Consider the following 25413-nt stretch of genomic DNA (forward strand, 5'->3'; position numbering starts at 1 on the left):
ATTTTGACTACCGTTAGTTTCCCTTACAGAAAGGAAAATTAACCCGTAAAGACGAATTAACATTTAATAAACGTGAAGGAGGGATTTTTATTGAAATGGCATACACGTATTACTGACCTATTAAACATTCAGTTTCCGATTATCCAAGGGGGATTGGCATACTTAGCTTATTCAGATTTAGCTGCTGCTGTATCAAACGCAGGGGGGCTTGGTCAAATTACTGCGATGTCACTTGCCACACCTGAATTGCTGAGAGCTGAGATTCGAAAAGTTAAGCAATTAACGGATAAGCCATTTGGGGTGAATTTTGCCATTGGTCAGCAAGGGAGACCATTTTCAGATTATCTGCAAGTTGCCATCGATGAAAAGGTGCCAGTTGTTTCCATGACGGGCGGAAATCCAACACCTATCTTTGAACAATTAAAGGGGACAGATAGTAAAACCCTTGTACTCGTAGCTGCAAGGAGACAGGCAATAAAGGCCGAGGAGCTGGGAGCCGATGCGGTTATGGTTGTTGGTCAGGAAGGCGGTGGACATCTGGGCAGGGACGATACCGGTACGTTTGTTTTAATACCACAAGTAGTAGATGCTGTCTCGATCCCTGTGATTGCTTCGGGAGGAATAGGGGATGGAAGGGGATTAATGGCTGCTTTAAGTTTAGGGGCAGAAGGGATTGAAATGGGGACTAGATTTATCGCAACAAAGGATTGTGTACACGCACATGAGGTCTATAAACGAGCGTTAGTAGAAGGAACCGAATGTGATACCGTCGTCATAAAACGAACCCTGGGAGCACCTGGTAGAGCCATTGCAAACAATTGGACAGAAAGAATCTTAGAGATTGAGAAGAATCATGGTGATTATCAACAGCTCAAAGACTTTATTAGTGGAATTGCGAATAAACGGTACATATACGAAGGAGAAACGGCAGGGGGCTTTGCCTGGGCAGGGCAGGTTATGGGTCTCATAAAAGATGTACCGACTGTCGCTGAGCTCTTTACCCGAATGGTAAATGAGGCCGAGCAAATTCGTGCAAAATGGGGAGAATAGAGGTATCATACACAATAGCATAGTAAAGCAGGTGAATGTATGGAATATCAATACCCCATTGATTACAGATGGTCGACGGAAGAAATTGTCGATGTGATTAAATTTTTTGAATCCATTGAGAGGGCATATGAAAAAGGGATTGAACGAGAAGAGGTCATGATGGCCTATCGTCGGTTCAAAGAGATTGTTCCGAGCAAAGCAGAGGAAAAAACGCTTTGTGGAGAATTTGAAGAAATAAGTGGGTATTCTTCTTATCGGACTATAAAAAAAGCAAAAGAGGCCTCTACTGGAGATAAAATTATCATGAAATAAAGAAGAAAACTCCCGTCATTATCGTCGGGAGTTTTCTTCTTTAATTCATATTTTGAGCAATTTTATATAGTGGTGCAACTCTGGTAAACACTTCGTCAATTTGTGTTAATAAACCCTCAGCCCCTAATTCGATCACTTTTTCCCGTTCAATTGTATAACCACATAATAATTCAGCCTTTTTAATGGTCTTCAATCGCTCGAATTGAGCAAGTAAATCCGCTTTAGTTAATTGCTGATGTTTAATTGTATCTGGCTTGGTATGGTCTAAAGACCACGAAAACTCTTTGGGTATTTCCCTATGAATTTTTCCAGCTTTTTTGATGAAGCGCTCACCCATTACTTCTTTTTGTGGTGCCTCATAAATGACAGCAAACCAAATAAATAAATGTGTATTCCATAATCCAATTTGGAAATGTGGGAGCATTTTATAGCCGCGTGGATTATTGGCAAAAGCTACCCATGTATCCTTTGGCGGATTAATCGTACGACGAGCATGTTTGGCCACATGGATGAACATTTCATCTCCCGTTAAAGAAGATAGCGTTGGTGCAAAATATTCCCCTAATTGTTCTAGTTTCGGGCGTACCGTGTTTTTTAAAGCCTCCATACGTGGTTCCAATCCATCTATTAGAAATACATTAAAATCCTCAGTTGTAAAGCCGCCAAAGTCCATTTTGTTACCTCCAACAATTGTTTGTCCATCATTGTAGCATAAGAAAGAAAAACGAAGAAGTTTGTTGCTCGTATGGGTTAATGCACATATTTGTTGCAACATATCAAGGTGGCTCATAGTATACATTAAAACAAAAAATCAGAAAAGTTAGTAAACAAAATGGAAGGGGGAAGGAGTAATGAAGCAGCTAATGAATACATCTCTAAAAAAAGCGAGTGAAAAGGAAAGAACAGCCGTATTAAGATTAGAAATGGATTATGAATTGGCCACATTATTCGAGGCAATTGAAGAGAAGAATGAAAAGAAAATGAAAGAATGTAAGCAAAAATTAGATAAAATCCGCATGGAATTGTTACGCTTAAAGGCTTTTTGATCGATTTATATCGTAAGGAGTATACAGAGGGAATGAACCATGGAGAGATAATAGATCGCTTGTTTTGAACGAACTCCAAATGGGAATAAGGGGAGTTCGTTTATTATTGTGCCCTTATGTGTGATGAGTTGAACGATCTTTAAATGCTGGTTAAAAGTTGCTGTTAAAGCTCAATTTGATTAAGCTAGAAGTACATCAAATCATAAAAGGTGCATCATACTACATACATTGAAATAAATGCACGAATGGAGGAACGCTATGAATTGGGAAACCATAGATGCCAACGCAAAAAAATGGGTTAAAGAAGCAGGCGAAAAAATCCGGTTATCCTTTAAGTCCAAGTTAAATATTGAAACGAAATCAAATCCCAATGATTTAGTTACAAACATTGATAAAGAGATTGAACAGTTTTTTATCCAACATATAAGAGCGGTTTATCCTGAACATAAGATTATGGGGGAAGAGGGTTTTGGAGATGAACTTCAAGACCTTGGGGGAATTGTTTGGTTAATTGACCCAATTGACGGAACGATGAATTTTATACACCAACAAAGGAATTTTGCCATTTCTATCGGGATCTATGAAGATGGAGTAGGTAAAATTGGCCTCATTTATGATGTAGTCCATGATGAGCTGTACCACGCATTTCGGGGAAAAGGTGCTTACATAAATGGAAATCCTCTACCGAAGCTTAAAGAAGCAACTATTAAGGAATCCATTCTTGCTATTAATGCCACCTGGGTTATTGAAAATAAAAGAATTGATCACAATTTAATGATTCCCTTGGTCAGAGATGCTCGGGGGACGAGATCATATGGAACAGCTGCTCTTGAAATGGTATTTTTAGCAGCGGGCAGGGTAGACGCCTATTTTTCAATGAGGCTTGCACCATGGGATTTTGCTGCAGGTGCAGTTATTATTGAAGAACTTGGCGGAGTGGTGACCAATTTACGAGGTGAAAAACTTAATTTTCTTTCAAGAGATTCCTTGTTTGCAGCAAAACCAGGGCTTCACCAGACCATTTTAAAGGATTATTTAAAAAGTGGACAATGGTAGAAAGGATTGATGCCTGCTTAGTGATTAACAAAAAAGAAGCCCGGGTCCGCCGAGCTTCTTTTATAATTCTCCATTCTGCCGCATTTTTCTTTTTGTTTTAAACCCCATCCCCATAATAACAATCACAGCCGCAATACAGCCTACGCCCCCTATTACACTGTGTTCACTAATTGATATACCAATTCCGACAATACTAACCGCTGCAAGGATTGCATAAATAAGTAAAGGCCATTTCACATTGTTCATCAGCACATTCCCCTTCTGTTTATCTGCGTTTTTACTTTTTATTTCTATATTACATAAAATCATTTCAAGTTTCCACTTTATTTGTGGTATAATGTTTTAGTTGTATATGAAAAACTATAATTAAAAACAATTTCTAGAATAAAGGTAGGAGTGGAATTTTTTGAATATAAGAAATGATATACGTAATATAGCGATTATTGCCCACGTTGACCATGGTAAAACAACGTTGGTGGACCAACTGCTAAAACAATCTGGAACATTTCGTTCCAATGAGCATGTAGAAGAACGTGCAATGGATTCTAATGATTTAGAAAGAGAACGCGGAATTACGATCCTTGCAAAAAATACAGCGATCCAATATAAAGATACTCGTATCAACATCTTGGATACGCCAGGCCATGCTGACTTTGGCGGCGAAGTAGAACGGATCATGAAGATGGTTGATGGAGTACTTCTTGTTGTTGATGCCTATGAAGGCTGTATGCCGCAAACACGTTTTGTCTTAAAGAAGGCATTAGAACAAAACTTAACTCCAATTGTTGTTGTCAATAAAATTGACCGTGATTTTGCCCGTCCATTAGAAGTAATTGATGAAGTACTAGATTTATTTATTGAGCTTGGGGCGAATGAAGACCAGCTTGAGTTCCCAGTTGTTTTTGCCTCTGCGATCAATGGTACGGCAAGTACTGATCCTGAGAAACAAGACGAAAACATGAAGTCATTATATGACATGATTGTAGAACATATCCCGGCACCAGTTGATAATAGTGATGAGCCCCTTCAATTTCAAGTAGCATTGCTTGATTATAATGATTATGTAGGCCGGATTGGAATCGGGCGTGTATTCCGCGGTACAATGAAGGTTGGACAGCAGGTAGCTCTAATGAAGCTTGATGGTTCTGTTAAGCAGTTCCGTGTTACCAAAATCTTCGGATTCTTTGGCTTAAAGCGTCAAGAAATTGAAGAAGCAAAAGCTGGAGACCTGATTGCCGTTTCTGGTATGGAGGACATTAATGTCGGTGAAACGGTTTGTCCTGTTGAACATCAAGAAGCACTGCCAATCTTACGAATTGATGAACCTACTTTGCAAATGACATTTGTAGTCAATAACAGTCCATTTGCTGGTAGAGAAGGTAAGTATTTGACTTCAAGAAAGATTGAAGAAAGACTTCGTTCTCAGTTGCAGACAGATGTCAGCTTACGCGTAGATAATACAGATTCACCAGATGCTTGGATTGTTTCTGGTCGTGGTGAGCTCCATTTATCGATTTTAATCGAAAATATGCGTCGTGAAGGCTATGAACTTCAAGTTTCTAAACCAGAAGTAATTGTAAAAGAAATTGATGGGGTTCGTTGTGAGCCTGTAGAACGTGTTCAAATTGATGTTCCTGAAGAGCATACAGGTGCCGTGATGGAATCAATTGGAGCCCGCAAAGGTGAAATGCTTGATATGATTAATAATGGCTCAGGTCAAGTACGCTTAATCTTTAATGTGCCTGCTCGAGGTTTAATTGGTTATACAACAGAATTTTTAACGATGACTCGCGGTTATGGAATTATTAATCACACGTTTGACAGTTACCAGCCTATGCTTCAAGGACAAGTCGGCGGAAGACGTCAAGGTGTTCTTGTTTCAATGGAATCAGGAAAAGCTTCTACTTATGGAATTATGCAGGTTGAGGACCGTGGTACGATCTTCGTTGAACCTGGTACTGATATTTATGAAGGGATGATCGTTGGGGAGCACACTCGTGAAAACGATATTACCGTTAATATCACAAAGGTAAAGCATGCAACTAACATTCGTTCTGCAAACAAAGATCAAACGTCTGTCATTAAAAAACCTAGGATTATGACATTAGAAGAATCATTAGAATACTTAAATGACGACGAATATTGTGAAGTTACACCTGAGTCTATTCGTTTAAGAAAGAAAATCCTTGACAAAAATGAACGTGAAAGAATGGCTAAAAAGAAAAAAATTGCTGAATTGAGTTAACAATTGAGAGGTGCAAACCCGTGGAAGAATTAAGATCTTTCTCTCCCAGTTTAAGATTTTTTATTGAACTTACGAACGATATTGAAACTGGTGTTATTTTACAATATATCTTTATTGTTATTTTATCAGTCATTGTTTATCGTTTAGGTTTTGCAAAAAAGCTGCCTCTTGGCAAGAATATTGTAATCTATTTCAGCCTATGTATTGGATGCTTAATGTTGCTGTTTTTCTCTTACGCATTACCAATTGCGGAAGGTTTAGGTGTCGCGGCGGTATTATTAATCATTTATAAAATCCGTCTCCATCAATCGAAAAAACAGGCGAATAGTGAAGCAGCAGGGGGGGAATAGAATGCAATCCTTACAGGATGCACTTTATAATTGGCTCACGATAAAAGTGGTTTGTGATGCCCGCCCTGATGACAGAGCAGCGATTGAAACACGGGATTTCTTTGAGGAAATGCTCACTTCACAGCATTCTGTCTCCACTATCGAAATAACAAAAGATGATCTGATGTATTATATTTCGTATCAACAGGGAGAGGAAACGAAAAAGGGTCGTTATCCCCGCGAATTAATTGAAATCATGATCAACCAAATTAATCAAGAGCCCGAAAAGTATAAGGACTATCCGAATGAATAAAGCTGCAGAACTGTAGAGCTGCAGCTGAAAAAATTCAACAAAAAAACGCTTGTATACGTTGAAATACAAGCGTTTTTTATTTGATTCACTAATTAATACTCACCATTCATCCTTATCAGATTTGGGACGGTATAAGTGGAAATTACCTGAATCCCTTCGCGCATTTGTTTTTTCAGCAATTCTAACACTGCAGTCATTACACATATATGTATGAATGGGACGATTCCGAAGTCGTTTAGCAATTAAGGATTCATCGTCTATAGGTTCAATCTTATCGCAAATCACACATTTGACTCTCATTCAAGCACCTCTTTCATTCTTCTTTCGGATAACAGAATGTTTGTATTATAGTATACCATGACAATACAACTACTGGTAAATCAATTGGTTAGAGTTGATGGAAAATAGGGATAGTAGTAATATGAGAATATCTGTTTTGTATAGGAATAATTAAAGGGGTTGTGTAATATGGCAAATCAAGTAGAACCAAAGCTAATTCAGCCATTATTTGATGAACTGCAAAAAGAGCGGTTCGTCACTTTGGCTACGATTGATTATGAAACGGGCGGTCCGAATGTGAGTGCAATATCCTGGGTGCTGGCTAAAGACGAAGGAACCATCTATTTTGCGGTTGATAATCGTTCTAGGATTTTAGAAAATATCAATAAAAATAATCAAGTAGTGATTAACTTAATTGCAAATGAATCTACATACTCGATTCAGGGGCAAGCGCGTGTTAAAGAAGAACGATTACCAGATGTTCCATTGAAATTGGCAATGGTAGAAGTTGTAATTAATGAAGTGAGAGATGTTATGTTTTATGGATCAAAAATTGTGACAGAAGTTCAGTATGATAAAACCTATGATAAGAAAGCGGCTGAAAGGCTTGATAAGCAAGTCATGGATGCAATGAAAAAAGCTTAGTGAAAACTAAGCTTTTTTTATATATGATGGGGAAATGCCGCATGTTTTACTTGTAGTGATTGGATTGGTCCTCTTGTTCTTCATTGAGTTTCTTTTCTTCCTTACCTTTAAGCTTTCGGTCCGGTTTTTCAGTTGCGTTTTTCGGACTTGGTGTGATTAAATCGCCAGGTACTTCAGGTATTAATCGACCTGCGACATCGGCCAGTTCCTCCATAATCCCTCGTATGGGCCTGCCTTTTTTAATATCGGCTTGTATTTCCCGTAAACGCTGATTGGTGTCGGCATCTGCCACAACAATCGCTTTGGCTCCATATGGATCCTTTCTTAAACTTTCTGCAACAGAATACTTAATGGATCCAACCTGTGAACGATCAATCTTCGCATCGACATCAATTCCAACAATGGCATATTTCCCTAAAACTACTGCCGTTGCATCCGACACGTTTGGAATACTAGTTGCAAGCTCAACGAGACGTTTGGAAATTTCCTGCCCGGATTTCCGGTCTACGTGATTAATATAACTGTTCTTAACGTTCACTAGTTGATTACCGCTATTGGCATTCTCCTTATGGTCCGCAATGCTGCAGCCTGTTAAAAGTATACTGATGGCTGTTATTAAAAGATTTTTCTTCAATATGCTCCACCTCCAAGATGACTAATTAATGGTTAAATGGGCTTGAACAGTAGACTCTCATACAAGTTATATGGTCCTAATAACAATTATTGTGCGGAACTTCTTCTATCTTTATTCCAATAAACATATATTTTACCAAAGTCCAATCTAGCAAAGGGTTGTTGAAACTAATTTAACAAGCCATACACCAGTGAACCAGGAGGCGTTGCTTTGAGTAAAATATACGTGTTAGATACAAATGTCTTGCTCCAAGACCCGTATTCCATTTATTCGTTTGAAGATAATGAAGTCGTGATTCCCGCAGTAGTCCTTGAAGAAGTGGACTCAAAGAAAAGATATATGGATGAAGTTGGCAGAAATGCCCGGCAGGTATCGCGGTTAATTGATGGTTTAAGGGCAGCAGGAAAACTTTATGAAAAAATTCCTCTTGAGAATGGGGGAACCATTAGGATCGAGTTAAACCACCGGTCCTTTCACGAACTACAAGATATATTTGTTGAAAAAACAAATGATAATCGGATTCTGGCGGTGGCAAAGAATTTATACTTAGAGGAACAAGCAAAGGAAAATGGCAAGCCAGTAATAATCGTTAGCAAGGATGCATTAGTACGAGTAAAAGCAGATGCGATTGGGCTAACGGCAGAGGACTTTTTAAATGACCGAGTGGTTGAAGTGGAACATATTTATACAGGCTTTTTTGAATTACAGCTTCCGATTGAATTATTAGGCCGCTTTTATGAAAAAGGCGAGTTATCACTTTCTGAAGTAGCTAACCACCCGTTCTATCCGAATCAATTCCTAATCATGAAGGATATTCTAGGCAGTTCTGCTTCAGCTATCGGAATGGTTGATAAAACCAGTAAGAAGGTAAAAAAGTTAACATTAAATCAAGAGCATGTATGGGGAATACACTCACGAAACGTGCAGCAGACGATGGCGATTGAATTATTGTTACGTAAGGATATCCCGCTTGTTACATTAACTGGCAAAGCTGGGACAGGGAAAACCTTGCTTGCACTTGCCTCAGGTTTGATGCAAACGGAGGATTTTAGAGAATACAAAAAGCTTTTGGTGGCTAGACCGATTGTGCCTGTCGGAAAAGATCTTGGATTTTTGCCAGGAGAAAAACAAGAAAAACTCAGACCTTGGATGCAGCCCATTTACGATAACTTAGAATATCTATTTAATACGAAGAAACCAGGCGAGCTTGATGCAATTCTAGCCGGGATGGGCTCCATTGAGGTAGAGGCATTAACCTATATCCGTGGTCGAAGCCTGCCAAAGCAGTTTATTATTATCGATGAGGCACAAAACTTAACCAAACATGAAGTGAAGACGATTTTAACAAGGGTAGGAGAGGGCAGTAAGATTGTGTTAATGGGGGATCCAGAACAAATTGACCATCCATATCTTGATGCCTATAACAATGGATTAACGTATGTAGTAGAGAAGTTTAAAGATCAGGAAATTTCCGGACACGTTAAGTTGTTAAAAGGGGAACGCTCAGGCTTGGCGCGCTTGGCAGCTGATTTACTTTAGGGGAGAGCTGCACCTATTATAAACGGGTGCCAATTGGCACCCGTTTATGCAGGAAGTACAAAATGGCTTATTTAATCGTAAAGCCCGTTATATTTGTAAAGGGGTTATCCTTATTAGAACCATCACCATAATAAATATGGACGGGTCCATCAGAAGTTAAGGGTTTACCATTTTTTGAGTAACCTAAAATAAGGTTATATGCCGTTTCCAGTGGAAACTCAATTTCCTCTGTTGTGGTGTGGACGACCAAGCTTTTCGCTTCAGGCGCCGGCTCCGAATTTAACAAAAAAGGTTTAAAGGGAATTCCGAAGGTACCTGTCAATACCTTTTCTTTTTCAAATTTCTTTTCGGTCTTTAATGTTGGAGGATATATTGCCCCTTCCATTATTTCACGGTCCCAGTGTTTAGAAACTGCTTTTGTATAGGCCTCGACGGAATCGGAAGTCTCCTTTACTTGTGAGAAATAAGTGGTTAAATCAACCCGGCGGTCGTCAAAAATCCAAACTCCGGGATCAAGCGTAATTGTAAATTTTACATTCCCTGTGATTGTTAAAATATTTTCCATCATCCATCCCCCTCAAATCTTGCCTTTTGGGCGTTGTCTTTCCATAACCACTAACACTTACGAAAAAACTTATATTTGAATATCAATCATAATACCGCTTTCTTAGTATAGCTTTTTTTGGCATTATTGTCATAAAAGTAACTCGTTTTGTGAATATCCTTCATAGTTCTTGCAATTTTGTGGTGTAAACGGTAAAATTTATAGATAAGTTGAATTATCGCTCTGAAATGGGGGGATCAATGTTGGCGTCTGAAATGATCGTGAATCACCATGAAAAAGCCTATGCCTTGCTCCAGGCTGACGCTGAAAAGATATTAAAGCTTATCAAAGTGCAAATGGACAATCTCACGATGCCTCAATGCCCTCTTTATGAAGAGGTATTGGATACACAAATGTTTGGCCTTTCACGAGAAATAGACTTTGCTGTACGATTAGGCTTAATAGATGTTAAGGATGGGAAAACAATTTTAGATCAATTAGAGAGAGAATTGTCTGCTCTTCATGATGCGTCCTTAAAAAAATAATGCATAAATAAGAACTCAAACAATACAAAGTAATGTTTGGGTTTTTTATTATACCTAACAGGAATTATAATTTGGCTATTCATTATTAAAATATTGTAACAAAGGTGAATTTCCTCAAGTATTGCCACGTATTTTCTATTATAATAGAATGGTATTCTATCAATTTTTGAAAATGAGGACGTCTTAAATGCTGAAAAAAATAGTAAAATCATATGATTATACGTTGATTATTGCCATAATCCTTTTGTGTGCGTTTGGACTTGTGATGATCTATAGTGCAAGTATGGCCTACGCAGTCCAAAGGTACCAAGTAAAACCTGACTTTTTCTACCAAAGGCAAAAAATATTTTTATTAATCTTTGCTGTAATCTTTCTCATAACAGCATTAGTTCCTTATAAAATTATGAATTATACGAAATGGTTTCAGGCACCAATGGTCATTGCCTCAATTGTTTCATTACTAGGCCTTTTTGCTTTTGGACAAGTAAAGAACAATGCCCAAAGCTGGTATCAAATTGGCACCTTTCTTTTGCAGCCATCTGAATTTGTAAAGCTGGGTGTCATCATTTATTTGGCATCAGTTTATGCAAAAAAACAACCGTATATTAACCAGTTCAATAAGGGGGTTCTTCCGCCTTTAGTATATCTATTTATTGTCTGTGCTATGATTGCCGCTCAGCCAGACTTTGGGACAGCTGTGATTATTGCAGCAATTGCCGGTACCATTATTATTGCCTCTGGTATGAATTTAAAAACCATCTCGAAATTAGCTTTAATGGTTCTGATTGTTGCCCTGCCGCTTGTTCTCGTCTCTTGGGGAAAACTATTTTCACCGGAACAAATGAGCCGTTTTGAAGTTATGGGCAATCCTTTTGATGAAAAATATATAAAGGATGCCGGCTTCCATTTGGCGAATTCATTTATTGCAATTGGTTCGGGCGGAGTAAATGGACTCGGTTTGGGAAAAAGTATACAAAAACTAGGGTATCTGCCAGAGTCCCATACGGACTTTATTATGGCGATCATCGCCGAAGAATTAGGTATTTGGGGTGTGGGTTTTGTTATTCTCCTCCTCTCCTATATTGTTTTACGGGGAATTCATATCGGGATGAAATGCAAAGATCCGTTTGGCAGTTTATTAGCATTTGGTATCTCTAGTATGATTGGCATTCAGTCTTTTATTAATTTGGCAGGGGTATCTGGTGTTATTCCACTGACCGGTGTACCGCTTCCTTTTATCAGTTATGGCGGGTCATCCCTGTTAATGCTTGCGGGGGCTACTGGCATACTTGTAAATGTTTCGATGTTTGTGAAATATGAAAGTAAATATAAAAATAAACAAGATGCAACTGACAAAAAGCTTAAGACTGAGGATGGAAAGGTTTATTATCTTTAATGAGAACGCGGGGGAATTAAGTTCCCTTGCGTTTTTAAAAATACATAGAATACGAGGTGCTTTTCGTGACAAGACAAATTAATAAAATATTGGTTGCTAATCGTGGAGAGATTGCGATTAGGGTTTTTCGTGCTTGTACTGAACTGAATATTCGGACAGTTGCTATTTATTCGAAAGAGGACTCGGGCTCCTATCATCGTTATAAAGCTGATGAGGCCTATATAGTAGGTGAAGGAAAAAAACCAATAGATGCCTATTTAGACATTGATGGGATTATTGACATTGCTAAGAAAAGCGGTGTGAATGCGATTCACCCTGGTTATGGCTTCTTGTCAGAAAACATTCATTTTGCTAGACGCTGTGAAGAAGAGGGGATTATTTTTATTGGACCTGCTTCCAAACACTTGGATATGTTTGGGGACAAAGTAAAAGCAAGAACCCAGGCCGAACTTGCCCATATTCCCGTCATTCCAGGCAGTAATGGGCCTGTCAATGAGATTAGTGAAGTGGAGGAATTTGCTGCTGCACACGGCTTCCCTATTATTATCAAGGCCTCATTAGGCGGAGGCGGACGCGGGATGAGAATTGTTAAAAGCAGTGCGGATGTGCGTGAGGCCTTTGAACGAGCAAAATCTGAGGCTAAAGCTGCTTTTGGGAATGATGAAGTGTATGTGGAAAAATTCATTGAAAATCCCAAGCATATTGAGGTTCAAATCATCGGGGACCAGCATGGGAACATGGTGCATCTATACGATCGCGACTGTTCGGTTCAAAGACGGCATCAAAAAGTAGTGGAGGTAGCTCCAAGTGTATCCATTTCTGAAAATCTGCGGAACTCGATCTGTCAAGCAGCAGTAAAATTAATGAGCAACGTACAATATTTAAATGCAGGTACAGTTGAATTTCTTGTTTCTGGTAATGATTTTTATTTCATTGAGGTAAATCCGCGCGTACAAGTGGAGCATACTGTAACGGAATTAGTTACTGGAGTTGATATCGTTCAAACACAAATATTAATAGCTGAAGGGCATGAACTGCATGGCCCTATTATAGGTATTCCTGCACAAGAGAAAATAAAGTTGAATGGTTTTGCTATTCAATCGAGGGTGACCACAGAAGACCCGCTCAACAATTTTATGCCTGATACAGGAAAAATCATGGCTTATCGATCAGGCGGGGGATTTGGCGTACGTCTGGATGCGGGGAATGGTTTTCAAGGAGCGGTAATCACACCTTATTACGATTCTTTGCTTGTGAAGCTATCAACTTGGGCATTAACGTTTGAACAAGCAGCAGCAAAGATGGTTCGTAATTTACAGGAGTTTAGGATAAGAGGAATCAAGACCAATATTCCATTCCTAGAAAATGTCGTCAAGCATGAGAAGTTTAGAAATGGTGAATATGATACCTCGTTTATTGATACAACACCAGAATTATTTATTTTTCCAGTTAGTAAAGATAGAGGAACTAAATTATTAAGCTACATTGGAAATGTTACAGTAAATGGTTTTCCTGGGATTGAAAAAAAGAAAAGACCTGTTTTCACTCAACCTAGAATTCCGGCGCTAAAATTTGATGTTCCCTATCAAGATGGGACAAAGCAGATTTTGGATAAAGATGGACCTGATGGACTTGTCCAATGGATAAAAAATCAAAAGCAAGTATTATTAACAGATACAACCTATCGTGATGCCCATCAGTCCCTATTAGCGACGAGAATGCGGACAACGGATATTGTGCATATTGCCGAGGAAACAGCCAAATTGTTACCGAATTTATTTTCGTTTGAGATGTGGGGCGGGGCCACCTTTGATGTTGCCTACAGGTTCCTAAAAGAAGACCCATGGGACCGCTTATTAACGCTTCGAGAAAAAATTCCAAATGTTCTTTTTCAAATGTTGTTCCGCGGTGCAAATGCAGTGGGTTATAAGAATTATCCGGACAATTTAATCCGTGAATTTATCAATCAATCCGCTGCAGCAGGCATTGATGTCTTCCGGATTTTTGACAGTTTAAACTGGGTGAAGGGGATGGAAGTTGCCATTGATGCAGTCCGCCAGTCCGGAAAAATTGCCGAGGCGGCGATCTGTTATACAGGAGATATCTTGGATCCAACAAGAGTAAAGTATAATCTTAACTATTACCGAACATTGGCAAAAGAGTTGGAGCAGCAAGGTGCACATATACTGGCAATAAAAGATATGGCTGGCCTGTTAAAGCCGGAGGCAGCGTATCGGTTAGTATCCGAATTAAAAGCAACTGTCGATATTCCAATCCATCTCCATACCCACGATACTAGTGGAAATGGCATTTTTACGTATGCACGTGCAATAGAGGGCGGAGTCGATATAGTCGATACGGCTCTAAGTACAATGGCTGGATTGACATCGCAGCCAAGTGCTAACTCCTTATTTTATGCACTTGAGGGAAATACGAGAAAACCGCAAGTAAACATTGAGGCGCTTGAGAAGCTTTCCTATTACTGGGAGGATGTTCGCAAAGTGTATCATGATTTTGAAAGCGGAATGATGTCTCCTCATTCAGAAGTGTACCAGCATGAAATGCCGGGCGGACAATATAGTAATCTTCAGCAGCAGGCTAAAGCAGTGGGGCTTGGGGATCAATGGGATGATGTTAAAGGAATGTATTCCCGAGTAAATAAAATGTTTGGGGACATTGTCAAAGTTACCCCTTCTTCAAAGGTTGTCGGGGATATGGCCTTATTTATGGTGCAAAATGAAATAACGGAGGAAGATGTCCTATTAAAGGGGGACAGTCTTGATTTCCCTGACTCTGTTGTTGAATTATTTGAAGGATATTTAGGGCTGCCATACGGTGGGTTTCCTGAAGAACTTCAAAGGGTCATCCTAAAAGGAAAGAAGCCATTAGAAGTTCGACCTGGTGAACTGCTTGAGGATGTAAATTTTGAAAAGCTTAAGGAAGAGCTGTTTGAAGAACTTGGCAGACAAGTTACCGATTTTGAAATTTTATCTTATGCCCTCTATCCAAAGGTATTTATAGAGTATATCAGGGCAATTGAACGTTTTGGGAATATTTCCATGTTGGATACACCAACCTTCCTCTATGGGATGAGACTGGGTGAAGAAATCGAGGTAGAAATTGAAAAAGGTAAGACCCTTATTGTTAAGTTAGTTTCTATTGGTCAGCCCCAGGCCGACGGGACAAGGGTGGTTTATTTTGAACTAAATGGACAGCCGCGCGAAGTATCGATCAAAGATGAGAGTATTAAAGCAACGGTTGTATCAAGATTAAAGGGAGATTTGAAAAACGATGAACATCTCTCCGCCTCAATGCCGGGCACCGTCATTAAGGTTTTAGTAGAACGAGGAGAGAAAGTAGAACGTGGTGATCACTTACTAATCACAGAAGCGATGAAAATGGAAACAACTGTACAAGCGCCATTTTCAGGTATTGTAAAAGACCTTTACGTAAAAAGCGGAGATGCTATCCAGACAGGAGATCTCTTACTAGAACTGACAAAAGCATAAATTAAAGAAATAGGCTTTGTTGAAACCTATTGGTGATTTTTAGCATGTTGATTGGAGCGAAGCCGCCTGGAGCGGAAATCAACATTCAAGATTAACGAAGCAAGAAATTAAAAAAAGTTGCCGGGAGCTACCGGCAACTTTTTTAATGCTGATTTCGACGTGATCGAGAATACAAAAGAAGGAAATAACTTAACACCCCAAATAAACAGGTGATAAAAAAAGCATGCAGCAGTGCAATATACAAATTTAACAGGCTAAAGATGATAAACGCACCAGCAATCACTTGTAAGGTAACAAGGATGAATGCAATCATCCAGCCCCAATAAAGCACCTTCTGCTCTTTATAGTGACGTACGGCAAGGTAAAAAATATAAGCAATCCAGATGAAAATTAACCCTGCTGCAGTGCGGTGCCCCATCTGCACCCATTGGTATATGTCTGAAGGTAATGAAAATTTGTCATTAGAACAGAAGGGCCAGTCAAGGCAAACCAGACTCGCTTTCATATGGCGGACTAATGCTCCTGTATAGATAACCAGATAACTGTAGATGGAGACCCCAACAATATGAAAGCCCATTCTCTTATCGATGATTACCTTTTCTGCATCAAATTTCTTATCGACTTCAAAGATAAGCAGAGTTAATAAGAATACTGCAGCAAAGGAAACAAGGGAAATTCCAAAATGCAAGGCAAGAACAAAACCTGATTGCCCCCATAATACAGCAGCAGCTCCTATTAATCCTTGTAAGAGTAAAAAGATAACTGACAGCAATGAAAGAAATTTAGTCTCTCTTATATGGCCAATTGCCTTCCATGACCAAACCGAGAGCCCGAGAACCATTATGCCTCCAACACCTGAGACAAGCCGATGAGCAAGCTCTATCACTAGTTCTGGAGTTATTTCCGAGGGAACAAATTTGCCCTCGCATAAAGGCCAGGATCTTCCACACCCCATCCCAGACCCAGTTTTTGTAACCAAAGCACCGCCAAGTAGAATAAAAATCATAACGATTGTAGTTGCAACCGCCAACCACTTCAAAGAACGCCGCAAAAAATTCACCTCTTAAAAAGTTCAATAATTTGTCATTGGTTAAACCTGACAGTATAATAAATAAAAACGTAACTAGATTTAAAAGTCCCTATTTATCATAACGAAAATAGTTAAAAAAGAACAGAATTTTAGCTGACAATAATTAAATAATAAATGGAAGATGAATAATAACTATTTTTTACTATTATTATAGTGAAAATAGTCAAAAGGCTTGAATCTTAATTTGAAGGTAGTAAAATTGATGTATAAACAATGCTAATAGTCCAAATAAAAGAACAAAAAACAACCAAATCGGACGGTTTTAATCTGCTTTCCTTAAGATGCCTCATACTAAAAGAGAGTAAATGCTTTAAAGTGTCTAGATTACACGTTAACTTTTGTTTGGTCACAATTTAGTCTAAAATTATTCAAAAAAAGTTCACAAAAATACCAAAAAGTGTGATTTAATATACAGAGAAAGTGTTTTAGAAAATGAAGATTTTAAAAGTGAAAATACTTTTTATGTTATAGAACTTACTAGAAGTAAAAAGATTCCTTTCTTTAATTTTATATCAGTGCTATATATTTAAAAAATCAGGAAGGTATTTATGTTCCTTAATTGGTGAATATTTGTTAGTAGAATTAGGAGGAAAAGAAATGTCCAACTCTAAGACTTATGGTGATTCAGCCATTGAAAATGGTGCTGCAAGTCTGCATGGAACCATCGAAAAAACGACCGTCTGGAAGGACTTCATGGCCCTTATTAAAATAGGAATTGTTAATTCCAATTTAATTACCACTTTTACTGGTCTATGGCTGGCGATTCATTTCTCAGGTCAAAGTTTCTTAGATAATTTAGATATTATGTTTTTTACAGTAGTTGGTTCTTCCCTCATTATTGCTGGTTCATGCGCCATTAATAATTATGTTGACCGGGATATTGACCACTTAATGGAGAGAACGAAAACAAGACCTACTGTCACAGGGAAGATAATGCCTGTAAAAGTCTTAGTTCTTGGTATTTTGCTTATTGGACTGGGTACACTGTGTTTATTCTTTACTACAGTAACTGCAACAGTAATTGGACTGCTTGGAGTTTTTAGTTATGTTTTTCTGTATACACTATGGTCCAAGCGTCAATTGGTATCAAACACGATTATTGGAAGCATCTCAGGTGCAGTACCACCGTTAATTGGGTGGGCAGCAGTTGATGCTAATTTAGATATTATGGCTTGGGCATTGTTTGTTTTAATGTTTGTCTGGCAGCCACCTCATTTCTATGCTCTTGCAATGAGAAGAGTCAAAGAATATAGAGCCGCGGGAGTTCCAATGCTGCCGGTGGTTAAAGGCTTTAAAACAACTAAGATTCACATTTTGGTTTGGGTGGCATTACTTCTGCCAATCCCGTTTTTTCTTACTAAGTTAGGAATCCCATTTCTGATTCTAGCTACCGTACTAAATGTAGGCTGGCTGGCATTGGGGATTTATGGATATAAGGTCAAAGATGACATTAAGTGGGCGAAACTAATGTTTGTCTATTCTTTGCAATATTTAACGATTATTTTTGTGGCGATGGTTATAGTTACATTAATTTAGTTTTGCCCTAGGTTCATTCCGGGAGATTGGAAGTCTTTACTTTCTTTTCCTATTAGATGATTGATGACGGTTACATATACTAAGATTTAAAGCTGTTACTGTCAGTCGCTAACGAAGGAGTGAACCATCCTACATACTTCTTTGACCAACAATATTTATTTGATTTTATCAGTGAAAGAGGGGATTGATTAAGCTATGAAAAGGCTTGCAAAGTGGCGTTTGATTTCGTTGTTTGCGATTTTAGCGCTTGTACTCTCCGGGTGTGGGAAACCATATTTATCAGCGTTAAATCCAGCTGGAGAAGTTGCAGACACAGAATATGATTTAATGAAGTTAAGTACCTATATCATGGTAGGAGTAATCCTAGTAGTAGTAGTAATCTTTGTTTTGGTGTTTCTCCGTTTTAGAAGAAAAGACGAAAAAATCCCAAAACAAGTTGAAGGAAGTCATCGTTTAGAAATTATCTGGACTACGATTCCGATATTATTACTACTCATTTTGGCTGTTCCAACAGTTGCGTCCACATTTAAGCTTGCTGATGTGAGCCCGATGGACAAAAAGAATACAAAAGCACTTATTGTAAATGTACGATCGCATTTATATTGGTGGGATTTTGAATATCCTGGTCAAAAAATTGTAACAAGTCAGGAATTAGTGGTTCCTACAGATGAAAAAGTTTATTTTAATTTAAAATCTATGGATGTTAAACACTCGTTCTGGATTCCGGCTGTTGGCGGCAAAATCGATACCAACACAGATAATGCCAATAAGTTTTGGCTGGAATTCGATGATAAACGTGCAAATGAAGCCGGTAATCTTTTCTATGGAAAATGTGCTGAGCTTTGCGGACCTTCACATGCTTTAATGGACTTTAAAGTGAAAGCGATGAGCCGTGATAAATTTGATGCTTGGGTTACTGCTATGCAGAATGTAAAAGAACCCCAAAAAGCAACCAATGATTTAGCAGCTCAAGGTCAAGAAATTTTCAATAAAAGCTGTATTGGCTGTCATGCTGTTACACCAGCTAACAAAATGCCAGATACTGCACGTGTTGCACCTAACTTAACAAATTTTGGTGACCGATCTCGAGTTGCCGGTATACTTGACCATAATAAAGAAGAGGTAAAGAACTGGATCAAAAATCCTGAAACCTATAAACCAGGTAATATGATGACTGGTAAATACGGAAACTTGACTGATGACCAAATTGATGCCGTTGCAGAATATCTAATGGGCTTAAAGGTTCAGGAATAATAGGGGAATTGGTTGAAAGGGAGGTAAAATTGTGAGTACCATTGCTCAAAAAAAGGGATTTGGCGCAACGTTATGGGACTATTTAACAACAGTCGACCATAAAAAAATTGCCATCCTATACTTTATTGCAGGCGGATTTTTCTTCTTAGTCGGAGGACTAGAAGCGGTTTTTATCCGTATCCAGCTTGCTGTACCTAATAATGATTTTGTTAGTGCAGGTGCATATAATGAAATTCTTACGATGCACGGAACAACAATGATTTTCTTAGCGGCTATGCCGTTGCTAATTGGTTTTATGAATGCTGTAATGCCTTTACAAATAGGTGCGCGTGATGTAGCGTTTCCTTTTGTTAATGCGGTAGGATTTTGGTTATTCTTCTTCGGAGGAATCTTTCTTAACCTATCATGGTTCCTAGGCGGTGCACCTGATGCGGGCTGGACCTCATACGCATCACTTGCTCTACATTCTAAAGGTCACGGGGTTGACTTTTATGTACTAGGACTACAGATTTCAGGTATCGGTACATTAATCGGTGGTATCAATTTCCTTGTTACCATTATTAACATGCGTGCTCCTGGTATGACCTATATGAGGATGCCATTGTTTACTTGGACAACATTTGTTGCTTCTGCCTTAATTTTATTCGCATTTCCTCCATTAACAGTTGGTTTGACTTTAATGATGTTTGACCGCCTGTTTGGAGGTAATTTCTTTGATGTAACAATGGGTGGAAATACCGTTATTTGGGAACATCTTTTCTGGATTTTCGGTCACCCAGAGGTGTATATCTTAATTCTTCCTGCATTTGGTATTTTCTCGGAAATCTTTCCGATTTTCTCAAGAAAACGTCTTTTCGGTTATTCATCGATGGTTTTTGCGACTGTGCTTATTGGTTTCTTAGGTTTCATGGTGTGGGCACACCATATGTTCACAACTGGTTTAGGACCTGTTGCCAATGCTATTTTTGCAGTGGCAACAATGGCAATTGGGGTACCGACGGGTATCAAGATTTTTAACTGGTTGTTTACAATGTGGGGAGGAAGTATTAAATTTACTACTCCAATGTACTGGGCTTTTGCCTTTATCCCTACTTTCCTTATGGGGGGGGTTACAGGTGTAATGCTCGCCGCTGCTACAGCAGACTACCAATATCATGATACTTACTTTGTTGTTGCTCACTTCCACTATGTTATTGTTGGTGGGGTAGTGTTCGGTATTTTCGCGGGCATACATCTTTGGTGGCCAAAAATGTTTGGTACGATGTTAAATGAAACGTTAGGAAAAATCACATTCTGGTTCTTTTTCATTGGCTTCCATTTAACTTTCTTTATCCAGCATTTCTTAGGTTTATGGGGCATGCCACGTCGTGTCTTCACATACCTTCCAGGCCAAGGTTTTGAAACTGCCAATATGATCAGCTCTGTTGGAGCTGGATTTATGTCAATTGCAGTAATCATCATGCTTATTAATGTTGTAATGACTTCTGTGAAAAATGTTAAAGTGGGTAATGATCCATGGGGTGACGGTAGAACGCTTGAATGGGCAATTCCATCACCACCGCCATTTTATAATTTCAAACAGCTCCCATTAGTTCGTGGTTTAGATGCCTATTGGATTGAAAAAATGGAAGGGAAAAAAGGTATGACACCGGCTGAGCCGCTTGGTGATATTCATATGCCTAACGCTTCTTTTATCCCATTTGTGATTGCATTAGGCTTGTTCATTGCCGCATTTGGTGCAATGTATCATGTTGATAAAGTGTCATGGGCATTACCAGTCATGATTATTGGGCTTCTAATCACTTTTGGTTCATTGTTTACTCGTTCGGTTAAAGATGATCACGGATTCCATATTCATAAAGAAGAATTGCAGGAAGAAAAGGGGGCTAAGGCATAATGCACGCTGAAGAAAAAATGACGTTTGAAACATGGCCTGCTGAGCCGGAAAGATCGACCCTTGAGGCAAAAAATAAATTTGTTGGTTTTTGGTTATTCTTAGGGGGAGAGACCGTTTTATTCGCCTCTCTCTTTGCCACCTACCTAGCATTAAAGGATAAAGTGCCGAATACAAGCCAGCCGTTGGCAAAGGATCTATTTGAACTACCGCTCACATTTATAGCGACAATGCTGTTGTTAACCAGTTCGATTACAAGTGTGTATGCGATGTATCACATGAAAAATTTTGCCTTCAAAAAAATGATGCTTTGGTTAGGCGTTACCGTTTTATTAGGTCTGGGCTTCCTTGGCAGTGAGGTTTATGAATTTACAAATTATGTCCATGAGGGTCATAAATTTACCAGCAGTGCGTTCGGTTCCGCTTTCTATTCACTTGTTGGTTTCCACGGAGGGCACGTTGCATTTGGTTTGTGTTGGATTCTAACATTGATGATTCGGAACTCTAAACGTGGGCTAAGTCTTTACAATGCACCTAAATTTTACGTTGCCAGCCTTTATTGGCATTTTATTGACGTAGTTTGGGTATTTATCTTTACAGTAGTATATTTAATGGGGATGGTGGGATAAAATGACAAATCAGCCATTAAGCTCAAACAACCCAAGAGTGGATCTAGAATATCGTCGTAAAAAAAGCGCAGAAGAAATGCGCTACCAAGTTATCTCGTTTGCATTGATGATCTTTTTAACTTTAGTGGCATTCGCTTCAGTTGCCATGAAGGGTACTACGCAATGGTTTACTGTACCATTTATCGTTTTATTAGCTGCAGTCCAAGTTGTGTTCCAATTATTTTATTTCATGCATATGAGTCATAAAGGGCACGAAGCACCGACGCTTTTCCTGTTTTCCGGATTATTTGTCGGACTAACTGCAATATTAGCTTTTAGCACCATTATCTGGTGGTAAAAATCAAAAAGAAAAATCGGCGTTTAGCCGATTTTTCTTTTTAAGGAAAACCCTTTTCTCTTTGCGAGGTCTATTTTCTACGGGTATAATAATAATAAGATTCTTTTATATTGAGGTGAGATCAGAGTGCTTTCATTAGATATTTTTGGCTTTGAAGCTCTTTGGAGCCCGTACTTTTTAATTATATTACTTGCCATAACGGTTGCTTACTTTCTAATAACAACAAAATTTAGAATGAGGTTTCAACAAAGTGAGCCTTTAACAGCTAAACAAGCAAGCCTATTTTTAACGGCAATGTGCTTATTATATGCTATCAAGGGATCACCGTTGGATTTAATGGGGCATCTAATGTTTTATATCCATGGCATTACAATGGTTCTACTAGTTTTCCTTGTTCCGCCATTGTTTATTTTATCTATTCCTAATTGGCTCTGGAGAACAATTTTAAATTTGAAGGTAATTAAAACGGTATTCCAGTTATTTTCAAGACCAGTGATTGCGATTCTTTTATTTAATGCTTTCTTTTCCTTTTATCATATACCACTTGTTTTTGATCACGTTATGCAAAATAGATATTTACATGCGGGTTACTCGATTGTTTTGTTTGTATTTGCAATTGGGATGTGGTGGTCGCTTGTTTGCCCGCTTCCCGAATATAAAAATTTAACTGGAATAAAGAAGGTTGCTTATATTTTTGTAAACAGTATCCTAATTACTCCTTCATGTGCACTAATTATCTTCTCGGATAACTCCCTGTACGCCACATACCATGATCCCAAGGTATGGTCACAGGTCATGAGTTTATGTGTTGGTTCGTCGTTTGATAATCTCAATATAACGGGTCCAGAATTATTTAGTTCTATGTCTGCAGTGGAAGATCAAAGGCTGGGCGGGGTTGTCATGAAAATTCTCCAAGAGATTATTTTTGCCGTTGTTTTAGGACAAGTATTTTTTGAGTGGTATCGCAACGATCAGGAAGAATCAGAACGTGAAATGAAAAAACATCAATTAAATCCTACTCACTAAAACCTCCCTTCATATGGGGGTTTTTTATTGAGTATTAATTGAAATGAGTTGGGAACTACTCTAAAATAAGGGTAGTACATTTAGAAGAGAGGATCTACGATGAATTCCTTACCCATATTACCTACCATAAGTACGTCTTTTATTGTTTTAAGTGCTATTACGGTTGCCATTGGCTGGTACCAAATAAAACAAAGAAAAATTGATGCCCATAAAAAGACCATGTTTACTGCTGGGATTTTTGCCCTTATCTTTTTTATCATTTATGCCACAAGAACCATTTTTATCGGAAACACTTCTTTTGGCGGACCAGCAGATATAAAAATTTATTACACGATTTTTCTTGTTTTTCATATTACATTAGCAACAGTAGGAGCAGTCTTTGGCATCATTTCTTTATTAACAGGATATAAAAACAACCTGCCCATTCATCGTAAGCTAGGACCGATAACCAGTTTTATCTGGTTTTTTACAGCAATAACGGGAGTGGCTGTTTACTTATTGTTATATGTTTTTTATAAAGGCGGAGAGACAACATCAATGATTAAAGCAATTCTTGGATTATAAACAAACTCCAAGAGCACTTTGCTTAAAGACTAGCTGAATATCATGCTTAAAAATATAGGTGCTATCATCAGGGGTACTGATAAACCTTCGGTTTATTAAGAATCTTAAAGTAACACCAAAAAAGGTATAATTCTCTTAAATCATGAGAAATTATACCTTTTAAATTTAGACTAAGTAAAAGAACCCTGTTGATTGGAGCGGAAGGCGGCGGAGACTCCTGCGGGAGTACGGGACAGGGGAGACCCCGCAGGCGCTAAAGCGCCGAGGAGGCTCCCCGGCACGCCCGCGGAAAGCGAAGTCGCCTGGAGCGGAAGTCAACAGCCAAATTACATACACAACTCACATTTAAGGCATTTTTTCAGTGCCCTTGCTGTCATTAGCGTCTTTTTTTTACATCAATCTTAGTTATCTGAATACTAGAAAAATGAGAATTCATTAGAAATCCATATGGAGGAAGATAAATGGAGATTAAAATACTTAGTGAAAACGATTATTTAGAGACATTACGACTATCTGAGTATGCGTTTCAGTATCATGTCCCCGAAGAAAAGATTCCTAGCAGATTAGAAAAGTTAAAATCTCATAAATTATTAGGCATAAAAGAAGAAAATGTTCTTGCAGCCAAATTACATATCATTCCTCTCGCAGTTCATATGAATGGTGATGAGTGGAAAATGGGGGGGATCGCCGGGGTTGCTACCTTTCCAGAATATAGACGGAGTGGATATGTTAAATCTTTACTAATAGAAGCATTATCACAGATGAGTCAAGATGGGCAAATTGTTTCTCTATTAGCCCCATTTGATTTTGCCTTTTATCGTAAATTTGGCTGGGAAATTTTAAGTGATGTTAAGAGAGTAACAATTGAAAAAGTAAATCTTCAATTCCTCAACCTACAGCCAGGGTCGATTAAAAGATATGCTAAATCTAACCACCATGATGATATAGAGGAAATTTATCGAAAGTATAGCCAGAACTATATGGGACTGCTTGTTCGTAGCACGGACTGGTGGAAGGAACATGTTTATGATGAACAATCACATGCGGCGGTTTACTACAATTCCGCTAAAGAGGCAAGAGGATATATTTTATATACTATAAATGATAGAAAAATGGATATTCAAGAAGTAGTTGTACTAGACCAGGAAGCAAGAGTGGGATTGTGGAATCTTATCTGTCAGCACGATTCAATGGTCGATCGTGTTACTGTAAACTTGCCAGCACATGATCCGTTTTCCTATTTCTTAAATCAGCCGAAATTAAAGACCGAGGTAATGCCATATTTTATGTGTCGAATTGTTAAGGCAAAAGAATGTTTAGAGAGGTTTCCGTTTGATCGGAAAGCAGAGCCTATTTTTCTTCATCTAGAGGACCCTTTTGCTGTGTGGAATAACGGAAGCTATCTTATTGGTAATGGTGAAGTGAAGGAATATAAAGCGAAGCAGGGAAGCCAGTGTGTCAACCCGCCCAAGAAGGGGATCCGTTTGACCATCAATGAATTATCTGCGATTCTCTTTGGCTATAAAAGGCCTGTTGAGCTCTTTGAATTGGGATTAATAAAGGGGGCAAAACAGGAAATTAACCAATTTGAAACGATGATCCCACAACTAAAATCTGCATTCTATGACTTTTTCTAATCGA

The 25413-nt window shown here is 38.6% G+C and carries 26 protein-coding genes; 20 read left to right on the forward strand and 6 right to left on the reverse strand.

What is annotated here, in order from left to right:
• Positions 1–90: 90 nt before the first annotated feature.
• Together L1999_RS07925 and L1999_RS07930 are read left to right on the forward strand one after the other, a co-directional pair.
• Positions 91–1050 (forward strand): NAD(P)H-dependent flavin oxidoreductase, encoded by a 960-nt coding sequence (locus L1999_RS07925; protein WP_235743049.1) that lies wholly within the window; start codon positions 91–93, stop codon positions 1048–1050.
• Positions 1051–1089: 39 nt separating this feature from the next.
• On the forward strand, positions 1090–1362 hold the full coding sequence (locus tag L1999_RS07930; protein WP_235743050.1) for a UPF0223 family protein: 273 nt from the start codon (positions 1090–1092) through the stop codon (positions 1360–1362).
• 40 nt (positions 1363–1402) lie between these two features.
• Here the strand turns inward: L1999_RS07930 and L1999_RS07935 are convergent, their stop codons facing one another.
• Positions 1403–2035, reverse strand: a complete 633-nt coding sequence (locus L1999_RS07935) for a YktB family protein (RefSeq protein WP_235744288.1) — start codon at positions 2033–2035, stop codon at positions 1403–1405.
• A gap of 178 nt (positions 2036–2213) precedes the next feature.
• On the opposite strand from L1999_RS07935, the gene L1999_RS07940 reads away from it, so the two are divergent.
• The gene (locus L1999_RS07940) at positions 2214–2408 is read left to right on the forward strand and encodes a hypothetical protein (RefSeq protein WP_235743051.1); all 195 of its coding nucleotides are present in this window, start codon (positions 2214–2216) and stop codon (positions 2406–2408) included.
• A gap of 258 nt (positions 2409–2666) precedes the next feature.
• A complete protein-coding gene (locus tag L1999_RS07945) occupies positions 2667–3464 on the forward strand; it encodes an inositol monophosphatase family protein (protein ID WP_235743052.1) in 798 nt (265 codons plus the stop codon).
• 60 nt (positions 3465–3524) lie between these two features.
• Here L1999_RS07945 and L1999_RS07950 read toward each other — a convergent pair whose 3' ends face one another.
• Positions 3525–3710 carry a YlaF family protein gene (locus L1999_RS07950; RefSeq protein ID WP_235743053.1) on the reverse strand — a complete coding sequence of 62 codons (186 nt, stop codon included), beginning with the start codon at positions 3708–3710 and terminating at the stop codon, positions 3525–3527.
• Positions 3711–3870: 160 nt separating this feature from the next.
• On the opposite strand from L1999_RS07950, the gene typA reads away from it, so the two are divergent.
• Genes typA through L1999_RS07965 form a run of 3 tightly spaced genes read left to right on the forward strand, consistent with a single transcriptional unit; the run spans position 3871 to position 6351 of the window.
• On the forward strand, positions 3871–5709 hold the full coding sequence (gene typA, locus L1999_RS07955; RefSeq protein WP_235743054.1) for a translational GTPase TypA: 1839 nt from the start codon (positions 3871–3873) through the stop codon (positions 5707–5709).
• Between the two features lie 20 nt (positions 5710–5729).
• Positions 5730–6059: a YlaH-like family protein gene (locus L1999_RS07960; RefSeq protein ID WP_235743055.1), complete on the forward strand. Its 330-nt coding sequence runs from the start codon at positions 5730–5732 to the stop codon at positions 6057–6059.
• Position 6060: 1 nt separating this feature from the next.
• The gene (locus tag L1999_RS07965; protein WP_235743056.1) at positions 6061–6351 is read left to right on the forward strand and encodes a hypothetical protein; all 291 of its coding nucleotides are present in this window, start codon (positions 6061–6063) and stop codon (positions 6349–6351) included.
• A 99-nt stretch (positions 6352–6450) separates the two neighbouring features.
• Here the strand turns inward: L1999_RS07965 and L1999_RS07970 are convergent, their stop codons facing one another.
• Positions 6451–6651: a YlaI family protein gene (locus L1999_RS07970; protein WP_235743057.1), complete on the reverse strand. Its 201-nt coding sequence runs from the start codon at positions 6649–6651 to the stop codon at positions 6451–6453.
• A 168-nt stretch (positions 6652–6819) separates the two neighbouring features.
• Here L1999_RS07970 and L1999_RS07975 point away from each other — a divergent pair, with 168 nt between their 5' ends.
• Complete coding sequence (locus L1999_RS07975) at positions 6820–7275, forward strand: pyridoxamine 5'-phosphate oxidase family protein (RefSeq protein WP_235743058.1); 456 nt, start codon at positions 6820–6822, stop codon at positions 7273–7275.
• Between the two features lie 46 nt (positions 7276–7321).
• Here L1999_RS07975 and L1999_RS07980 read toward each other — a convergent pair whose 3' ends face one another.
• Positions 7322–7909, reverse strand: a complete 588-nt coding sequence (locus L1999_RS07980; protein WP_235743059.1) for a YhcN/YlaJ family sporulation lipoprotein — start codon at positions 7907–7909, stop codon at positions 7322–7324.
• A 210-nt stretch (positions 7910–8119) separates the two neighbouring features.
• Here L1999_RS07980 and L1999_RS07985 point away from each other — a divergent pair, with 210 nt between their 5' ends.
• Positions 8120–9448 (forward strand): PhoH family protein, encoded by a 1329-nt coding sequence (locus L1999_RS07985; protein WP_235743060.1) that lies wholly within the window; start codon positions 8120–8122, stop codon positions 9446–9448.
• Positions 9449–9515: 67 nt separating this feature from the next.
• On the opposite strand, the gene L1999_RS07990 is transcribed toward L1999_RS07985, so the two are convergent.
• On the reverse strand, positions 9516–10013 hold the full coding sequence (locus tag L1999_RS07990) for a peptidyl-prolyl cis-trans isomerase (RefSeq protein WP_235744289.1): 498 nt from the start codon (positions 10011–10013) through the stop codon (positions 9516–9518).
• A gap of 242 nt (positions 10014–10255) precedes the next feature.
• Here L1999_RS07990 and L1999_RS07995 point away from each other — a divergent pair, with 242 nt between their 5' ends.
• The 3 genes from L1999_RS07995 (at position 10256) to pyc (ending at position 15442) form a co-directional block, all read left to right on the forward strand.
• On the forward strand, positions 10256–10537 hold the full coding sequence (locus tag L1999_RS07995) for an Fpa/YlaN family protein (RefSeq protein WP_235744290.1): 282 nt from the start codon (positions 10256–10258) through the stop codon (positions 10535–10537).
• A 187-nt stretch (positions 10538–10724) separates the two neighbouring features.
• Entirely contained in the window at positions 10725–11933 is a 1209-nt protein-coding gene (locus L1999_RS08000) for an FtsW/RodA/SpoVE family cell cycle protein (RefSeq protein ID WP_235743061.1), read from the forward strand.
• Positions 11934–11998: 65 nt separating this feature from the next.
• Positions 11999–15442, forward strand: a complete 3444-nt coding sequence (gene pyc / locus L1999_RS08005) for a pyruvate carboxylase (protein ID WP_235743062.1) — start codon at positions 11999–12001, stop codon at positions 15440–15442.
• Between the two features lie 142 nt (positions 15443–15584).
• Here the strand turns inward: pyc and L1999_RS08010 are convergent, their stop codons facing one another.
• On the reverse strand, positions 15585–16493 hold the full coding sequence (locus L1999_RS08010; RefSeq protein ID WP_235743063.1) for a COX15/CtaA family protein: 909 nt from the start codon (positions 16491–16493) through the stop codon (positions 15585–15587).
• A 636-nt stretch (positions 16494–17129) separates the two neighbouring features.
• On the opposite strand from L1999_RS08010, the gene cyoE reads away from it, so the two are divergent.
• The 8 genes from cyoE (at position 17130) to L1999_RS08050 (ending at position 25409) form a co-directional block, all read left to right on the forward strand.
• Positions 17130–18068, forward strand: a complete 939-nt coding sequence (cyoE, locus tag L1999_RS08015) for a heme o synthase (protein WP_235743064.1) — start codon at positions 17130–17132, stop codon at positions 18066–18068.
• A 195-nt stretch (positions 18069–18263) separates the two neighbouring features.
• Positions 18264–19322, forward strand: coding sequence for a cytochrome c oxidase subunit II (gene coxB, locus L1999_RS08020; RefSeq protein ID WP_235743065.1), 1059 nt, complete (start codon positions 18264–18266; stop codon positions 19320–19322).
• Positions 19323–19353: 31 nt separating this feature from the next.
• The gene (ctaD, locus tag L1999_RS08025; RefSeq protein WP_235743066.1) at positions 19354–21219 is read left to right on the forward strand and encodes a cytochrome c oxidase subunit I; all 1866 of its coding nucleotides are present in this window, start codon (positions 19354–19356) and stop codon (positions 21217–21219) included.
• Entirely contained in the window at positions 21219–21845 is a 627-nt protein-coding gene (locus L1999_RS08030; protein WP_215040665.1) for a cytochrome (ubi)quinol oxidase subunit III, read from the forward strand. The genes ctaD and L1999_RS08030 overlap by 1 nt, the downstream gene beginning before the upstream one ends.
• A gap of 1 nt (position 21846) precedes the next feature.
• Positions 21847–22182, forward strand: coding sequence for a cytochrome c oxidase subunit IVB (gene ctaF / locus L1999_RS08035; RefSeq protein ID WP_235743067.1), 336 nt, complete (start codon positions 21847–21849; stop codon positions 22180–22182).
• A 126-nt stretch (positions 22183–22308) separates the two neighbouring features.
• A complete protein-coding gene (ctaG, locus tag L1999_RS08040) occupies positions 22309–23208 on the forward strand; it encodes a cytochrome c oxidase assembly factor CtaG (protein ID WP_235743068.1) in 900 nt (299 codons plus the stop codon).
• 99 nt (positions 23209–23307) lie between these two features.
• Positions 23308–23772: a DUF420 domain-containing protein gene (locus L1999_RS08045; RefSeq protein ID WP_235743069.1), complete on the forward strand. Its 465-nt coding sequence runs from the start codon at positions 23308–23310 to the stop codon at positions 23770–23772.
• 461 nt (positions 23773–24233) lie between these two features.
• On the forward strand, positions 24234–25409 hold the full coding sequence (locus L1999_RS08050; RefSeq protein WP_235743070.1) for a GNAT family N-acetyltransferase: 1176 nt from the start codon (positions 24234–24236) through the stop codon (positions 25407–25409).
• Positions 25410–25413: the final 4 nt, after the last annotated feature.

Source organism: Neobacillus drentensis (genome assembly GCF_021560175.1).
Lineage (GTDB): Bacteria > Bacillota > Bacilli > Bacillales > Cytobacillaceae > Neobacillus > Neobacillus drentensis_A.

What these genes read in the sequence shown, in the direction of transcription:
- L1999_RS07930 (WP_235743050.1), top strand. Translation starts at nt 1,090, where the DNA reads ATGGAATATCAATACCCCATTGATTACAGATGGTCGACGGAAGAAATT.
- L1999_RS07935 (WP_235744288.1), bottom strand. Translation starts at nt 2,035, where the DNA reads ATGGACTTTGGCGGCTTTACAACTGAGGATTTTAATGTATTTCTAATA.
- L1999_RS07940 (WP_235743051.1), top strand. Translation starts at nt 2,214, where the DNA reads ATGAAGCAGCTAATGAATACATCTCTAAAAAAAGCGAGTGAAAAGGAA.
- L1999_RS07945 (WP_235743052.1), top strand. Translation starts at nt 2,667, where the DNA reads ATGAATTGGGAAACCATAGATGCCAACGCAAAAAAATGGGTTAAAGAA.
- L1999_RS07950 (WP_235743053.1), bottom strand. Translation starts at nt 3,710, where the DNA reads ATGAACAATGTGAAATGGCCTTTACTTATTTATGCAATCCTTGCAGCG.
- L1999_RS07965 (WP_235743056.1), top strand. Translation starts at nt 6,061, where the DNA reads ATGCAATCCTTACAGGATGCACTTTATAATTGGCTCACGATAAAAGTG.
- L1999_RS07970 (WP_235743057.1), bottom strand. Translation starts at nt 6,651, where the DNA reads ATGAGAGTCAAATGTGTGATTTGCGATAAGATTGAACCTATAGACGAT.
- L1999_RS07975 (WP_235743058.1), top strand. Translation starts at nt 6,820, where the DNA reads ATGGCAAATCAAGTAGAACCAAAGCTAATTCAGCCATTATTTGATGAA.
- L1999_RS07990 (WP_235744289.1), bottom strand. Translation starts at nt 10,013, where the DNA reads ATGGAAAATATTTTAACAATCACAGGGAATGTAAAATTTACAATTACG.
- L1999_RS08000 (WP_235743061.1), top strand. Translation starts at nt 10,725, where the DNA reads ATGCTGAAAAAAATAGTAAAATCATATGATTATACGTTGATTATTGCC.
- cyoE (WP_235743064.1), top strand. Translation starts at nt 17,130, where the DNA reads ATGTCCAACTCTAAGACTTATGGTGATTCAGCCATTGAAAATGGTGCT.
- coxB (WP_235743065.1), top strand. Translation starts at nt 18,264, where the DNA reads ATGAAAAGGCTTGCAAAGTGGCGTTTGATTTCGTTGTTTGCGATTTTA.
- L1999_RS08030 (WP_215040665.1), top strand. Translation starts at nt 21,219, where the DNA reads ATGCACGCTGAAGAAAAAATGACGTTTGAAACATGGCCTGCTGAGCCG.
- ctaF (WP_235743067.1), top strand. Translation starts at nt 21,847, where the DNA reads ATGACAAATCAGCCATTAAGCTCAAACAACCCAAGAGTGGATCTAGAA.
- L1999_RS08045 (WP_235743069.1), top strand. Translation starts at nt 23,308, where the DNA reads ATGAATTCCTTACCCATATTACCTACCATAAGTACGTCTTTTATTGTT.
- L1999_RS08050 (WP_235743070.1), top strand. Translation starts at nt 24,234, where the DNA reads ATGGAGATTAAAATACTTAGTGAAAACGATTATTTAGAGACATTACGA.